The sequence below is a fragment of the Rhodobacter maritimus genome (genome assembly GCF_058747975.1).
Map to the genome: position 1 here is coordinate 758,835 of NZ_CM179095.1, position 12,829 is coordinate 771,663.

The window sequence follows — 12,829 nt, forward strand, 5'->3', positions numbered from 1 at the left end:
TTGCGACGCGGCGCCCTTGGCCCCGAGAGATTTGCCGCGAATCGAACGACTTGCAACAAAACTGTTACGCGGACGTTACGCAAACTTGGGTTCTCTCGGCCGTTCCGGAGGTGCGGATTTAACATTTTTTGCTTCTATATCAATGTTCTAGGGTGAGTTTTCGCACCCCGGACGGGCGCCGCGGCGGCGCGCCCGATCCGGCGCCCGCCGCCCTTTTCCGGGGGCCGCGCATCGGGCAAAACGCTTCCCATCGGCGCGCGGGCAGGGTAGCGATAGGCAAAACAGGAGGTGCCCGTGAAACTGCTGCGCTATGGCCCCAAGGGGCAAGAGAAACCCGGCCTTCTGGATGCCGACGGCCATGTGCGGGATCTGTCGGCGCGGGTGCCCGACATCGCCGGGGCGGTGCTTGATCCCGGCATGCTGGAGCGGCTTTCCCATATCGCGCCCGAAAGCCTGCCTCTTGTGGAAGGGGTGCCGCAGCGGGATCTGCGGCTGGGGCCCTGCGTGGGCGGCGTCGGCAAGTTCATCGGAATCGGGCTGAACTATGCCGACCACGCCGCCGAGACTGGCATGCCGGTCCCGGCCGAGCCGGTGGTCTTCAACAAGTGGGTCTCGGCGATTTCGGGGCCCGATGATGATGTGGAGCTGCCGCGCGGCTCGGTCAAGACCGACTGGGAGGTGGAGCTGGGCGTCGTGATCGGCCGCGGTGGCAAGTATATCTCGCGCGAGGCGGCGCTCGATCATGTCGCGGGGTATTGCGTCGTCAACGACGTGTCCGAGCGCGAATTCCAGGCCGAGCGCGGCGGCACATGGGACAAGGGCAAGGGCTGCGACAGCTTCGGCCCGATCGGCCCCTGGCTGGTGACGAAGGACGAAGTGCCCAATCCGCAGGCCCTGGCGCTGTGGCTTTCGGTCGATGACGAGATGCGCCAGAACGGCAACACCGCGACCATGGTCTTCCCGGTCGACGAGATCGTGTCCTATCTCAGCCGCTTCATGTCCCTGCGGCCCGGCGACGTGATCGCCACGGGCACGCCGCCAGGCGTGGGAATGGGCATGAAACCGCCTGTATTCCTTCGTGAGGGGCAGGTCATCCGTCTTGGAATCGCGGGCCTGGGAAGCCAGACACAGACGGTTGTGCAGGGCTGATCCGCCGCGCTTGCGCGAATGGCTGGACAGGTCCGTGGTGGATCGGGATAGTGCACCACCTTGCCCGACTCGGAGTATGCAATGACGATCCTTTCCCGCCTTGCCGCCGCGGCCCTTGGCCTGACGCTGGCGCTGCCCGTCTCTGCGCAGGAGGTGACGCTGCGCCTGCACCAGTTCCTGCCCGAACAAAGCTTCGTTCCCGCGCAGATCCTGACGCCGTGGATCGCGCGCATCGAGGCGGAATCGGGCGGCCGGATCAGGATCGAGCATTACCCCTCTATGCAACTGGGCGGAAAGCCGTCGGATCTGGTGGATCAGGCGGTGGATGGCGTGGTCGACATCATCTGGACCCTGCCCGGATACACGCCCGGCCGCTTCCCGCGCACCGAGGTGTTCGAGCTTCCCTTCATGGTGCGCGATGCCGAGGCCGCCTCGCGCGCCTATTGGGAACTGGCCGAGGCCGAGATGATGGACACCGATTTTCGGGATCTTCACCTGCTGGGCACATGGGTGCATGGCCGCGGCGTGATCCATTCCGCGCGGCCGGTCGAAAAGCTTGAGGATATGGTCGGGCTGAAGCTGCGGGCGCCTTCGCGCGTGACGACGCGGCTTCTGGAGGCCCTGGGCGCCACGGCGGTGGGCATGCCGGTTCCGGCGGTTCCCGAACAGCTTTCCAAGGGGGTGATCGACGGGGCGCTCTTGCCGTGGGAGGTGTCGGCCTCGTTGCGGGTTGGTGAGCTGGTGAAGAACCACACCGAGTTTCCCGAGCGCGGGATCTATGTCGCAACCTTCATCCTTGCGATGAACAAGGACGCCTATGCGGCGCTTTCGCCCGACCTTCAGGCGGTGATCGACGCGGCATCGGGGGCCGGCTTCTCGGCCGAGGCGGGGCGGCTGCAACAGGGCGAGGATGTGCCCTCGCGCAAGACGGCCGAGGATCTGGGCAACGCCATTGTCGTGCTGTCGCCCGAAGAGGCCGCCCGCTGGGAAGCCGCCGCCGCGCCCGTGACCCAGGCCTGGATCGCCGAGATGGAGGCGCAGGGCATCGACGGCCAGGCGCTTTACGATGCCGCGCGCGCAGCGATCGAGAAGAATGAAACCCCCTGAGATCGGCCGGGCGCTGGACGGTCTGGCGCTTGGGCTGGCCCTGGCCGGCGGCGCGGTTCTCGTGCTGCTGGTGGGGCTGGTCTGCATCAGCGCGGCGGGCAATGCGGTGCTGAACATCGCCCGCGCGGACTGGCTTGCCGGGCTTGCGCCCGCCCTGTCGCAAAGGGTGATCGGCAGCGGGGTGGGGCCGCTCAAGGCCGGGTATGAGCTGATCGAGATCGGGCTGGCCGTTGCGGTCTTTGCCTTCCTGCCCTGGGCGGGGAGGCGCGGCGCCCATGCCGTCGTCGATATCGCCACGGCGCGGTTGCCCCTACGGGCGCGCCGTGCGCTGGACCGGATCTGGCTTGCGCTGCTTGCGCTGGTCCTTGCGCTGGTTGCATGGCGGATGGGCAGCGGCCTTCTGGGCAAGCTGCGGGCGGGGGATACCACCTTCCTTCTGGGGATTCCCTTGTGGTGGGCCTATGCGGCCTGCCTGCCCTCGGCCTGGGTTGCGGCGGCCTGCGCGGCCTGGGGCGCGCTGCGGGGCAGGGCGGAATGAGCGCGCTCGAGATCGGGTATCTGTCCTTTCCGGTCCTGCTTGGGCTGATCCTTGCGCGCGCGCCGATCGGGCTTGCGATGTTTGTGTGCGGCGCGGTCGGGCTGTGGCTGGTCAGCGGATCGCCGGTCATGCTTCTGGCGAAGCTGAAGAACGAGGCCTTCTCGACCTTCGCCAACCACTCGCTGTCGGTGGTGCCGCTGTTCCTGCTGATGGGGCATTTCGCAACGCAGGGCGGGATGAGCGCGGCGCTGTTCCGCGCCGCCGATGCGCTGATCGGGCACCGCAAGGGGGGGCTTGCGATGGCGGCAGTGGGGGCCTGTGCGGGGTTCGGGGCGATCTGCGGTTCGTCGCTGGCCACGGCCGCCACGATGGGCCGCGTGGCCCTGCCCGAGATGCGCCGCGCAGGCTATGAGGGGGGGCTGTCTACCGCGACGCTGGCGGCGGGCGGCACGCTTGGCATCCTGATCCCGCCCTCGGTGGTGCTGGTGATCTACGCCATCCTGACCGAGCAGAACATCGCCCGGCTGTTCCTTGCGGCGCTGGTGCCGGGGCTTCTGGCGGCGGGGGGCTACATGCTGGCCATCGCGCTTTATGTGCGCGCCCATCCCGGCGCGGCGGGCCTGCGCCCAAGGCCGGGCTGGGGCGAACGCTGGCGCGCGATCCGCGGGGTGTGGCAGGTGATCGTGGTGTTCGCGCTGGTCGTGGGCGGGATCTACGGGGGGATCTTCTCGCCGACCGAGGGGGCGGCGGTGGGGGCCGCGGCCACGGGGCTGATGGCCTGGGCCGGCGGGATGCGCGGCAAGGGGTTCCGCGCCGCGATCCTTGCCACGGCCGAGACCACGGGCATGATCTTCTTCATCCTGCTTGGCGCGGCCTTCTACAACGCCTTCCTGGCCTATGCGCGGGTACCGCAGGACCTGTCGGGGATGATCGCGGCCTCGGGGCTTGGCCCCATTGTCGTGCTGGCGCTGGTGCTGGCCTTCTATCTTGTTCTGGGCTGTTTCATGGACAGCCTGTCGATGATCCTTCTGACCGTTCCGGTCTTCTTCCCCGTGATCTCGGCGCTGGATTTCGGCATGTCGCCCGAGGATACGGCGATCTGGTTCGGGGTTCTGGTCCTGATCGTGGTCGAGGTCGGGCTGATAACGCCGCCGGTGGGCATGAACCTGTTCGTGATCAACGGGGTCGACCGCGAAACGCCGATCGGGGCGACCTGGCGCGCGGTTCTGTGGTTCGTGGCCTCGGATATCCTGCGGGTGGCGCTGCTGGTCGCCTTTCCGGGGATCGTGCTGTTTCTGCTTTAGCGGCGCAGCAGCAGCTCCCACGCGGCATAAAGGCTGGCGGCGCCAAAAAGGGCCGCCCAGCCGGGATTGCCCGTATAAAGCTCGACCCCCGCCCAAAGGCCGGGGGCGGCCACGACAAGCCAGCGGCGCCACCGTTGCGCAAAGAACGGATCGTCACGATCGAGAAGCTTCATCCCCATCCCCCCGGAACACGCCCCCACCCCCCGCAAGGATGCGTGCCTTTTGCTTCGACTTGTGCCACGATGGTGACGAGAGGAGAACCGAACCATGCCAGAAATCAACAAGGATTTCAAAGGTCAAACCGTCATTTGCACCTTCGAGATGACACCTGCCACCGCGACCGAGCTGATGGAGGCGTTGCAGGATGCCTATGAGAACTGCATCCGCCATCAGCCGGGCTTTCTGGGGGCAGGCCTGCACATGAACGACGCGCAGACCCGCATCGCCAACTACTCCAAATGGGAGAACCGCTCGGATTATCAGGCCATGTTGCGCACCCCCGAGATGCGCGAGCGCAACCGCCATATCGCCACGCTCTGCCGCGGGTTCGAGCCGGTGATGTATGAGGTGATGGGCGAATTCTGAGGCAAAGCGCTCCAGGCATGGGGCGTTTGCGCGAAGGGGCGTGCAATTCCCATGCATCCGTGCAATGCTGCGTTGCGGCATTCGCTGCGGGACGAGGATGGCATGGCGGGAAAGATCATATCGGTTGCACAGCAGAAGGGCGGTGCGGGCAAGACCACCATCGCGGCCAATCTTGCGGTGGCGCTGTCGCGCGCGGGCTATTCGGTCGCGCTTCTCGATACCGATCCGCAGGGCTCGCTCGGGCGCTGGTTCATGACCCGGCTTGAAGCGCGCGGCGCGGCGGGGTTCGAATTCTCGACCTCATCCGCATGGGGCGTGACCTACGAATGCGACAAGCTGAAAAAGCTGCATGATTTCGTGATCATAGACACACCGCCCAAGGTCGACAGCGACCTGCGCCCCGCGCTGCGCGAGGCGGATGTGATCCTGGTGCCGGTGGCGGCCTCGCATGTCGACCTGTGGGCGACCGAGGGGGTGCTGGACATGGCCCGGCGGCTTGGCAAGCGGCCGGTTGTCGTGCTTAACCGCACCAAGCCCCGGACGCGCCTTGGCGACGAAGTGAAACGCGCCGCGTCCGAGCTTGAGGCGCAACTGGCCGAATCGCAGCTGGCCCATCGCGTGGCCTATGCCGAGACGCTCGGGCTTGGCCTCGGCGTTCAAGAGGCCGCGCGGCGTGGCCCTGCGGCGGCCGAAATCCAGAGCCTCGTGGACGAAATCATCGCCATGGCATGAGGGCAGGGAACCTGACGGCATCCGCGGACGTTGGCCCCGCAGAACCGAAACAGGAGACCCGACCATGAACCGCCTGACCTTCCTTGTTCCCGTGCTTGCGCTTTTTGCCCTTGCCGCCTGCGAAACCATGCAAGGCGCCGGGCGCGACCTTGAAGCCGCAGGCGAGGCGATCAGCGACGAGGCCGCGGAAACGCAAGCCGAGATGTAAGCCGCGCCCGGTCAGTGGCGCCGGCGCTTCACGCCGCCGCGCTGCCCCGGACGCCCGGCGGTCGACCGCCCCTTGGCCTTCACGGCGGCCTCCGCGGCCTCTTCGACCGCCGCTTGGCGTGCCAGCGGATCGTCGGAAATCGCCAGGTCCACGGCTTCGAGGCGCTTGACCTCGTCGCGCAGCCGTGCGGCCTCTTCGAATTCGAGGTTTTCGGCCGCCTTGCGCATCGCGGCGCGCAACCCGTCCAGATGCGCCTCGAGATTGGCGCCATGCATTTTCCCGACCTTGGCGGTCACGCGCGACATGTCCGTGTCGCCCTGCCACAGGCCGGCCAGCACATCCTCGACATTCTTGCGGATCGTCTGAGGCGTGATGCCATGCGCCGTGTTGTAGGCGACCTGCTTCTCGCGCCGCCGGTTGGTTTCGCCAAGGGCGCGCTCCATGCTGCCGGTGATGCGGTCGGCATACATGATGACGCGGCCATCGGCATTGCGCGCGGCGCGGCCGATGGTCTGGATCAGCGAGGTTTCCGAGCGCAGGAACCCCTCTTTATCCGCGTCCAGAATGGCCACCAGCCCGCATTCGGGAATATCCAGCCCCTCGCGCAGCAGGTTGATGCCCACCAGTACGTCGAAGGCGCCAAGCCGCAGGTCGCGCAGGATCTCGATCCGTTCGATCGTGTCGATGTCGCTGTGCATGTATCGCACGCGGATGCCCTGTTCGTGCAGGTATTCGGTCAGATCCTCGGCCATGCGCTTGGTCAGCGTGGTGACCAGAACCCTCAGGCCGTTTGCCGCGACCTTGCGGATCTCGTCCAGAAGATCGTCCACCTGGGTCTCGACGGGGCGGATCTCGACCTCGGGGTCAAGAAGGCCGGTGGGGCGGATCACCTGTTCGGCGAAGACGCCGCCGGTCTGCTCCATCTCCCAGGCGGCGGGGGTGGCCGAGACAAAGACGGATTGCGGGCGCATCGCATCCCATTCCTCGAATTTCAAGGGTCGGTTGTCCATGCAGGAGGGCAGCCGGAAGCCGTGCTCGGCCAGCGTGAACTTGCGCCGGTAGTCGCCGCGATACATGCCGCCGATCTGCGGCACGGTGACGTGGGATTCGTCGGCGAAGACGATGGCAGTGTCGGGGATGAATTCGAACAGCGTGGGCGGCGGCTCGCCGGGGGCGCGGCCGGTCAGGTAGCGCGAATAATTCTCGATCCCGTTGCACACGCCGGTGGCCTCCAGCATCTCGAGGTCGAAATTGGTGCGCTGTTCCAGCCGCTGCGCTTCCAGAAGCTTGCCTTCGTCATTCAGTTGCCTGAGCCGTTGCGCCAGCTCCACCCGGATGCCCTTGGTCGCCTGTTGCAGCGTCGGGCGGGGGGTGACGTAGTGGCTGTTGGCATAGATGCGGATCTGCTCGAAACTGTCGGTCTTCTGGCCCGTCAGGGGATCGAATTCGGTAATCGCCTCCAGCTCTTCGCCGAAGAAGGAAAAGCGCCACGCGCGGTCTTCGAGGTGCGCGGGCCACAGGTCCACCGTATCGCCCTTGACCCGGAAGGCGCCGCGCTGGAAGGCGGCGTCCAGCCGCTTGTATTGCTGCGCCACCAGCTCTGACAGGAACTTGCGCTGTTCGTAAAGTCCCCCCACCGTCAGATCCTGCGTCATCGCCGAATAGGTCTCGACGCTGCCGATGCCGTAGATGCACGACACCGAGGCCACGATGATCACGTCATCGCGTTCCAGAAGCGCCCGCGTGGCCGAGTGGCGCATGCGGTCGATCTGTTCGTTGATCTGGGATTCCTTCTCGATATAGGTGTCCGAGCGCGGCACATAGGCCTCGGGCTGGTAATAGTCGTAATAGCTTACGAAATATTCCACCGCGTTGTCGGGGAAGAAGCCCTTGAATTCGCCGTATAATTGCGCGGCAAGCGTCTTGTTCGGGGCCAGGATGATCGCGGGGCGCTGCGTTTCCTCGATGACCTTGGCCATGGTGAAGGTCTTGCCCGTGCCGGTCGCGCCCAGCAGGACCTGGTTGCGCTCGCCGGTCATGACGCCCTCGGTCAGTTCGGCAATCGCGGTGGGCTGGTCGCCCGCGGGGGCGAAGTCGGTCCTCATCACGAAGCGGCGCCCGCCCTCAAGCTTGGGCCGCGTCAGGACTTCGGGGCGCGGCGTCGGGGCATTGGCATTGTTGTGGGGCATCGGTCCTCTCCGCAGAGCCCTAGATTTGATCCGTTTTCGTTCTCTTTCAAGGGGCTCGGGGCGGATGTGAACGAAAGGTTAAGATATGCTGAGAGTTTTATGTTTTATATCATGGCGCTGAGGGTTTTCCGGATTGCGACTGCCCAGGGTTGTTCCTAACTTGTTCCGGCAAGCAGCATAGCGGCTGCCGGCGGGCGCACCACCCCACCCCACGCTCCCCATGCCGGCCGGCAGCCCGGCTGCTGTTTGCAGGGCTGTTTCCTTTGAAGGGCTTGCGCTTTTGTGACGATCTTCTAATAAAAGGCGACCCATATGGAAGAGGTGAGCCATGCGCGCGCGTATCTACCAACCGGCCCGTAACGCGATGCAATCGGGGCAGGCAAAGACCAGGCTGTGGTATCTGGACTACATGCCCGCCGACGCGCGCGAGATCGACCCGCTGATGGGCTGGACCAGCTCGGGCGACACGCAGGCGCAGGTGCGGCTGAAATTCGACAGCCGCGAGGCCGCCGAGGCCTATGCACGCGAAATGGGCCTGGACTACACCGTGACCGAGCCGCACAAGCGCGCGCCCAATGTGCGCCCACGCGGCTATGGCGACAATTTCGCCTCTGACAGACGCAACGTCTGGACGCATTGAAATCGGTTCGGGATCGCGCCCGCGGCGCGCCAGGCAGGGCCAGCATGATCGTCATCGCGCGTGAGCATCCGGTTCAGGAAGATCTGTCGCTGCTGCATCGGCGTCATACCGAGGCGATGCATGCCGACACTCCGCCCGAATCGATCCACATGCTGCCCGCCGATGCGCTTGCGGCACCCGGTATCGCGTTCTTCGTGATGCGCGAGGATGGCCAGCCTCTTGGTATGGGGGCGATCAAGCGTATTGACGATGGCCATGCCGAGATCAAGTCCATGCATATCCTGCTTGAGGCGCGCGGGCGCGGTCTGGCCTGGACGATGGTGGAGCATCTTCTGACCGAGGCGCGCGCAGCAGGCTATGCGCGCATCAGTCTGGAAACGGGGGCGCAGCCGTCGTTTACCGCCGCGCGCGCTTTGTATCTGCGGGCAGGGTTCGAGGAATGTGGCCCGTTCGAGGGCTATGGCCCCGATCCCAACAGCGTTTTTATGACGCTTGTCCTTTGAAGCCCTTGCGCACGCGCCGGGTGTGCCGCAAAACAACGGCTACTGGCCCCGTAGCTCAACTGGATAGAGCAGCCGACTTCTAATCGGCAGGTTGAGGGTTCGATTCCTTCCGGGGTCGCCAGTTCCCCGCGCGGCGTGTCGCATCCCCCCTTTCGACGATCCGCCCATTGTATCGGTATCAATCCTCCCCCTTTCGCAACGCGGCTGTCTGGCTTTAGAACGGGCGGGTGCGCAGGTGCCAGGAGGCGGGAATGCGGGTCTTCATCAACGGGTTCGGCCGGATCGGACGTTCGGTTCTGCGGGCATGGGCGTTGCGGCCTGAATGCTGGCCGGGGCTTGAGGTCGCGGGCGTCAACGATGTGGCCGCGCCCGAGATGTGTGCCTATCTGTTCCAGTATGACAGTGTCTTCGGCCCCTTTCCCGGTCAGGTCGCGCTTGAGGGCGGGGCGCTGGTGGTGAACGGACGGCGCGTTCCCCTGACCCGCAGCGGCGATCTTTCGGATCTGGACCTTTCGGGCGTCGATCTGGTCATGGAATGCACCGGGCGTGCCAACGGGATGGCGGTCGCGCGGCGGGGCCTGGATGCCGGGGCGGGGCGGGTGCTGATCTCGGGCCCGTCCGCAGCGGCCGAGTTCACCGTCGTCCTTGGGGCGAACGAGGCGGGGCTTGGCGCGCAGCGGATCGTCTCGAACGCGTCCTGCACGACGAATGCGCTTGCGCCGCTTGCGCGCCTGATCCACGAGCGTTGGGGCATCGTCACCGGCTCGATGACCACGATCCATTGCTATACCGGCAGCCAGCCCACGGTGGATGCGCCGGCCGCGGAATATGCGCGCTCGCGTGCCGCGGCGCTGTCGATGGTGCCCACCACGACCAGCGCGCAGCGTCTGCTGGATCAGGTCTTGCCGCAGATCGCGGGGCGGATCGAGGGCTCGGCCGTGCGGGTGCCGACGGCCAGCGTCTCGGCCGTCGATCTTGCGGTGATGACCAAGCACCTGCCCGACGTGGCCGAGGTCAATGCCGCCTTCCGCATGGCGGGCGGCGTGATCGGCAGGACCGACATGCCCCTGGTCTCGACCGATCTGCGCGCGCGTCCCGAAAGCATCGTCATGGCCTGTCCGGAAACCCGGCTGACGCGGGGCGGCATGCTGCGCGTCTTTGGCTGGTATGACAATGAATGGGGCTTTTCGAACCGCATGCTCGATATCGCCTGCCGCATGGGCTGAGGCTTCGGGCAAAGAAAAACCCCGCCCGGGAAGGGGCGGGGTTCACAAGCGTTCCGGAGCGGCCGCGTTATTCGCGGTTGCCAAGGAATTGCAGCAGGAACATGAACATGTTCAGGAAGTCCAGATAGAGCTGAAGCGCGCCGAGGATGGCGGCCTTGCCAAGGAAGTCCTGATCCGTCTGGGCCAGTTGCAGGTAGGTGTTCTTGATGTTCTGCGTGTCATAGGCGGTCAGGCCCGCAAAGATCAGCACGCCGATCACCGAGATTGCAAAGGCCATCGCCGACGAGGCCAGGAAGATGTTCACGATCGAGGCGACGATCAGCCCGATCAGGCCCATCATCAGGAACGCGCCCATCGCCGAAAGGTCGCGCTTGGTGGTGTAGCCGTAAAGCGACAGCCCCGCGAAGGCGATGGCGGTCACAAGGAAGGTTTGCGCGATCGAGACGCCGGTATAGGCCGCGAAGATGAAGCTGATCGACAGGCCCATGAGCGCGGCATAGCCGAAGAAGACCAGCTGCGCGGTGGCGGCGGACATGCGGTGCAGCATCGCGCCGAAGGCGAAAACGACCGCGAGGGGGGCGAACATCACCACCCATTTCAGGCCCGAACCCCAAATTGCGGTCAGAAGCTGTTCGTTGTTGCCCACGAAGTAGGCCACGGCGCCCGTGACCAGCATGCCGATGGACATCAACCCATAGACTTTATTCATATGCGCGCGCAGGCCCTCGTCGATCTGCGCAGCGCGCGAACCGGCCTGAGCGGTGCGCATAGTGTTATAGTCAGCCATCGAACTCTCCAGTCTTGATCTCCCTCGCGGCGGCGTGCGCCACGTTACCGCAAGATATTGGATGACCGGGCGTGAATTTCAAGCGCTGTTACCTGCGGTTGCGATGACTTTTCCGCGGGCGTGGCGGGGTTTTTCGTCTTCAGCCGATGGTGACGACCACTTTCCCCGTCACGCGCCGGCTTCGCAGCAGTTCCAGCGCCTTCTCGGCATCGTCCAGTGGAAGCGTCGCGCCGATATGCGGACGCAGGCCGCCTTGCACATACCAGTCGAAAAGCCGGTGCATCGAGCCGGTCAGCACAGAGGGGTCAAGCGTGAGGTAACCGCCCCAGTAAAGGCCATGCACCTCCAGGTTCTTCACCAGAAGATGGTTGAGCGGAATCTCGGGCGTGCTGCCCGAGGCGAAGCCGATCACCAGGAACCGTCCGCCGGGCCGCAGGGCGCGCGCGGCGGCCGTGCCTGCGGCCCCCCCGACCGCATCGTAGACGACATCCGCGCCGCCAAGCGCGCGCAGCGCGCCACGCAGATCCTCCGTGTCGCTGTCCACCGTTTCGTCCGCGCCGGCCGCGCGCGCGATGCGCAGCTTGTCCGCGCCGCGGGCGCAGGCGATGACCTGCGCGCCCATCCGCTTGCCGATCTCGACCGCGGTCAGCCCCACGCCGCCCGCCGCGCCCAGAACCACCAGCGTCTCTTTGGGCCGCAGGCGCGCGCGATGCTCCAGTGCGACATGCGAGGTGCCATAGGCGATTTGGAAGGCGGCGGCATCGGCAAAGCTCATGGCATCGGGCAGGGGGGTTGCGCGCGCGGCGTCGAAATTGCCGACCTCGGCCAGGCCCCCCTGCCCGGAATACACCGCGACCCGCGCACCGGGGGCGAATTGCGTGACCTTCGCGCCCACCGCCTCGACCGTGCCGGCCAGTTCCAGCCCCAATGTGAAGGGCGCGCGCGGGGTGTCCTGATATTTGCCCTCGATCATCAGCAGATCCGCGAAGTTGAGCCCGCAGGCCGCGATCTTCACGCGCAGTTCGTGCGGGGCGGGCGGGGGTAGCTCGATCTCGGTCAGGCAGGGGGCCGCGCCGGGCGATGCGATGTGAAATGCGCGCATTCGGTTCACCTTGTTTTGTGGGCAGCGGGGGGGGCCGCGTTGCGAAAGTTCTAGCTTCCGTACCGTATTGACGCCAGAGTGGGTTTCGCACCGGGTAGGTGCACGGTGCGGAGACGGCCGCGCTCTTACCTTTGGGCAATTGCAGAGTGCATTGCATTTTACAAAACACGCTTAGGGCGATTCTTTCGAAAACATGCCCCAAGGACTGCTTTTAGGCAGGTGTCCGACGAAAAAAGCTGTGTTTTGCGGGGTTTGATGGCTTCCCGTCCTGTATTTTTAGACAGGTTACCCCCTTTTCGCGCAGCTTCCGCGCGTTTCGCGTGCTAGCTTCACCCCGACAACGTGTCTTGGGAGTAACGAATGAAACATCCTGTTGATGTCCATGTCGGCAAGCGTATCCGCCACCGCCGTTGGATGATTGGAATGACCCAGCAGCAGTTGGCCGACAAAGTCGGGATCAAATTCCAGCAGATTCAGAAATACGAGACCGGGATGAACCGGGTTTCGGCATCCCGGCTTTGGGACATTTCCGAGGCGCTCGAGGTTCAGATCTCGTTCTTCTTCGAGGGTCTGGCCCAGCAGGACATTGCGAAATCCGAGGTTGCCGGCGATATTCTGGCGGACAAGGAAGCGCTTGCGCTGGTTCGTTCCTACTATGCCATTCCCGAGGCGCAGCGCCGGCGCCTGTTCGAACTGGCAAAGGTGTTGTCCGACGCCGCTTGACTGACGGATTGACCGCGGGCTTGACCGTTGCGCGGG

The 12,829-nt window shown here is 65.3% G+C and carries 15 protein-coding genes and 1 tRNA gene; 12 read left to right on the forward strand and 4 right to left on the reverse strand.

The features are described from left to right. Positions 1–294: 294 nt before the first annotated feature. The 4 genes from AC4PTO_RS03800 (at position 295) to AC4PTO_RS03815 (ending at position 4,098) form a co-directional block, all read left to right on the forward strand. The gene (locus AC4PTO_RS03800) at positions 295–1,149 is read left to right on the forward strand and encodes a fumarylacetoacetate hydrolase family protein (protein WP_492732038.1); all 855 of its coding nucleotides are present in this window, start codon (positions 295–297) and stop codon (positions 1,147–1,149) included. A gap of 81 nt (positions 1,150–1,230) precedes the next feature. Beyond that, complete coding sequence (locus AC4PTO_RS03805; protein ID WP_492732039.1) at positions 1,231–2,256, forward strand: TRAP transporter substrate-binding protein; 1,026 nt, start codon at positions 1,231–1,233, stop codon at positions 2,254–2,256. Beyond that, entirely contained in the window at positions 2,243–2,794 is a 552-nt protein-coding gene (locus AC4PTO_RS03810; protein ID WP_492732041.1) for a TRAP transporter small permease, read from the forward strand. The genes AC4PTO_RS03805 and AC4PTO_RS03810 overlap by 14 nt, the downstream gene beginning before the upstream one ends. Continuing rightward, complete coding sequence (locus AC4PTO_RS03815; protein ID WP_492732043.1) at positions 2,791–4,098, forward strand: TRAP transporter large permease; 1,308 nt, start codon at positions 2,791–2,793, stop codon at positions 4,096–4,098. Before AC4PTO_RS03810 ends, AC4PTO_RS03815 begins: the two co-directional genes overlap by 4 nt. On the opposite strand, the gene AC4PTO_RS03820 is transcribed toward AC4PTO_RS03815, so the two are convergent. Then, positions 4,095–4,271 carry a hypothetical protein gene (locus tag AC4PTO_RS03820; protein WP_492732045.1) on the reverse strand — a complete coding sequence of 59 codons (177 nt, stop codon included), beginning with the start codon at positions 4,269–4,271 and terminating at the stop codon, positions 4,095–4,097. The two genes, AC4PTO_RS03815 and AC4PTO_RS03820, sit on opposite strands and share 4 nt — an antisense overlap. 94 nt (positions 4,272–4,365) lie before the next feature. Here AC4PTO_RS03820 and AC4PTO_RS03825 point away from each other — a divergent pair, with 94 nt between their 5' ends. The 3 genes from AC4PTO_RS03825 to AC4PTO_RS03835 all read left to right on the forward strand — a co-directional run bounded on the left by AC4PTO_RS03825 (position 4,366) and on the right by AC4PTO_RS03835 (position 5,623). After that, positions 4,366–4,683, forward strand: a complete 318-nt coding sequence (locus AC4PTO_RS03825) for an antibiotic biosynthesis monooxygenase family protein (RefSeq protein ID WP_492732047.1) — start codon at positions 4,366–4,368, stop codon at positions 4,681–4,683. Positions 4,684–4,785: 102 nt separating this feature from the next. Next, complete coding sequence (gene parA / locus AC4PTO_RS03830) at positions 4,786–5,415, forward strand: ParA family partition ATPase (protein ID WP_492732049.1); 630 nt, start codon at positions 4,786–4,788, stop codon at positions 5,413–5,415. A 64-nt stretch (positions 5,416–5,479) separates the two neighbouring features. Beyond that, positions 5,480–5,623, forward strand: coding sequence for an entericidin A/B family lipoprotein (locus AC4PTO_RS03835; protein ID WP_492732050.1), 144 nt, complete (start codon positions 5,480–5,482; stop codon positions 5,621–5,623). Between the two features lie 11 nt (positions 5,624–5,634). Here the strand turns inward: AC4PTO_RS03835 and uvrB are convergent, their stop codons facing one another. Further along, positions 5,635–7,812: an excinuclease ABC subunit UvrB gene (gene uvrB, locus AC4PTO_RS03840; RefSeq protein WP_492732051.1), complete on the reverse strand. Its 2,178-nt coding sequence runs from the start codon at positions 7,810–7,812 to the stop codon at positions 5,635–5,637. Positions 7,813–8,140: 328 nt separating this feature from the next. Here uvrB and AC4PTO_RS03845 point away from each other — a divergent pair, with 328 nt between their 5' ends. The 4 genes from AC4PTO_RS03845 (at position 8,141) to AC4PTO_RS03860 (ending at position 10,181) form a co-directional block, all read left to right on the forward strand. After that, complete coding sequence (locus AC4PTO_RS03845; protein WP_492732053.1) at positions 8,141–8,452, forward strand: ETC complex I subunit; 312 nt, start codon at positions 8,141–8,143, stop codon at positions 8,450–8,452. A gap of 44 nt (positions 8,453–8,496) precedes the next feature. After that, complete coding sequence (locus AC4PTO_RS03850) at positions 8,497–8,955, forward strand: GNAT family N-acetyltransferase (RefSeq protein ID WP_492732056.1); 459 nt, start codon at positions 8,497–8,499, stop codon at positions 8,953–8,955. Between the two features lie 44 nt (positions 8,956–8,999). Next, positions 9,000–9,076 (forward strand) — tRNA-Arg (locus tag AC4PTO_RS03855). Positions 9,077–9,206: 130 nt separating this feature from the next. Further along, positions 9,207–10,181, forward strand: coding sequence for a type I glyceraldehyde-3-phosphate dehydrogenase (locus tag AC4PTO_RS03860; RefSeq protein WP_492732058.1), 975 nt, complete (start codon positions 9,207–9,209; stop codon positions 10,179–10,181). Positions 10,182–10,248: 67 nt separating this feature from the next. Here AC4PTO_RS03860 and AC4PTO_RS03865 read toward each other — a convergent pair whose 3' ends face one another. Beyond that, a complete protein-coding gene (locus AC4PTO_RS03865) occupies positions 10,249–10,968 on the reverse strand; it encodes a Bax inhibitor-1/YccA family protein (RefSeq protein WP_492732060.1) in 720 nt (239 codons plus the stop codon). Positions 10,969–11,107: 139 nt separating this feature from the next. Then, positions 11,108–12,070 carry an NADPH:quinone oxidoreductase family protein gene (locus AC4PTO_RS03870; RefSeq protein ID WP_492732062.1) on the reverse strand — a complete coding sequence of 321 codons (963 nt, stop codon included), beginning with the start codon at positions 12,068–12,070 and terminating at the stop codon, positions 11,108–11,110. A 360-nt stretch (positions 12,071–12,430) separates the two neighbouring features. On the opposite strand from AC4PTO_RS03870, the gene AC4PTO_RS03875 reads away from it, so the two are divergent. Next, positions 12,431–12,793 carry a helix-turn-helix domain-containing protein gene (locus AC4PTO_RS03875; RefSeq protein WP_492732064.1) on the forward strand — a complete coding sequence of 121 codons (363 nt, stop codon included), beginning with the start codon at positions 12,431–12,433 and terminating at the stop codon, positions 12,791–12,793. Positions 12,794–12,829 lie beyond the last annotated feature (36 nt).

Excerpts from the sequence above, each read along its gene's own strand:
- AC4PTO_RS03805 (WP_492732039.1), top strand. The coding sequence starts at position 1,231 with ATGACGATCCTTTCCCGCCTTGCCGCCGCGGCCCTTGGCCTGACGCTG.
- AC4PTO_RS03810 (WP_492732041.1), top strand. The coding sequence starts at position 2,243 with ATGAAACCCCCTGAGATCGGCCGGGCGCTGGACGGTCTGGCGCTTGGG.
- AC4PTO_RS03815 (WP_492732043.1), top strand. The coding sequence starts at position 2,791 with ATGAGCGCGCTCGAGATCGGGTATCTGTCCTTTCCGGTCCTGCTTGGG.
- AC4PTO_RS03820 (WP_492732045.1), bottom strand. The coding sequence starts at position 4,271 with ATGAAGCTTCTCGATCGTGACGATCCGTTCTTTGCGCAACGGTGGCGC.
- AC4PTO_RS03825 (WP_492732047.1), top strand. The coding sequence starts at position 4,366 with ATGCCAGAAATCAACAAGGATTTCAAAGGTCAAACCGTCATTTGCACC.
- parA (WP_492732049.1), top strand. The coding sequence starts at position 4,786 with ATGGCGGGAAAGATCATATCGGTTGCACAGCAGAAGGGCGGTGCGGGC.
- AC4PTO_RS03835 (WP_492732050.1), top strand. The coding sequence starts at position 5,480 with ATGAACCGCCTGACCTTCCTTGTTCCCGTGCTTGCGCTTTTTGCCCTT.
- uvrB (WP_492732051.1), bottom strand. The coding sequence starts at position 7,812 with ATGCCCCACAACAATGCCAATGCCCCGACGCCGCGCCCCGAAGTCCTG.
- AC4PTO_RS03845 (WP_492732053.1), top strand. The coding sequence starts at position 8,141 with ATGCGCGCGCGTATCTACCAACCGGCCCGTAACGCGATGCAATCGGGG.
- AC4PTO_RS03850 (WP_492732056.1), top strand. The coding sequence starts at position 8,497 with ATGATCGTCATCGCGCGTGAGCATCCGGTTCAGGAAGATCTGTCGCTG.
- AC4PTO_RS03860 (WP_492732058.1), top strand. The coding sequence starts at position 9,207 with ATGCGGGTCTTCATCAACGGGTTCGGCCGGATCGGACGTTCGGTTCTG.
- AC4PTO_RS03865 (WP_492732060.1), bottom strand. The coding sequence starts at position 10,968 with ATGGCTGACTATAACACTATGCGCACCGCTCAGGCCGGTTCGCGCGCT.
- AC4PTO_RS03870 (WP_492732062.1), bottom strand. The coding sequence starts at position 12,070 with ATGCGCGCATTTCACATCGCATCGCCCGGCGCGGCCCCCTGCCTGACC.
- AC4PTO_RS03875 (WP_492732064.1), top strand. The coding sequence starts at position 12,431 with ATGAAACATCCTGTTGATGTCCATGTCGGCAAGCGTATCCGCCACCGC.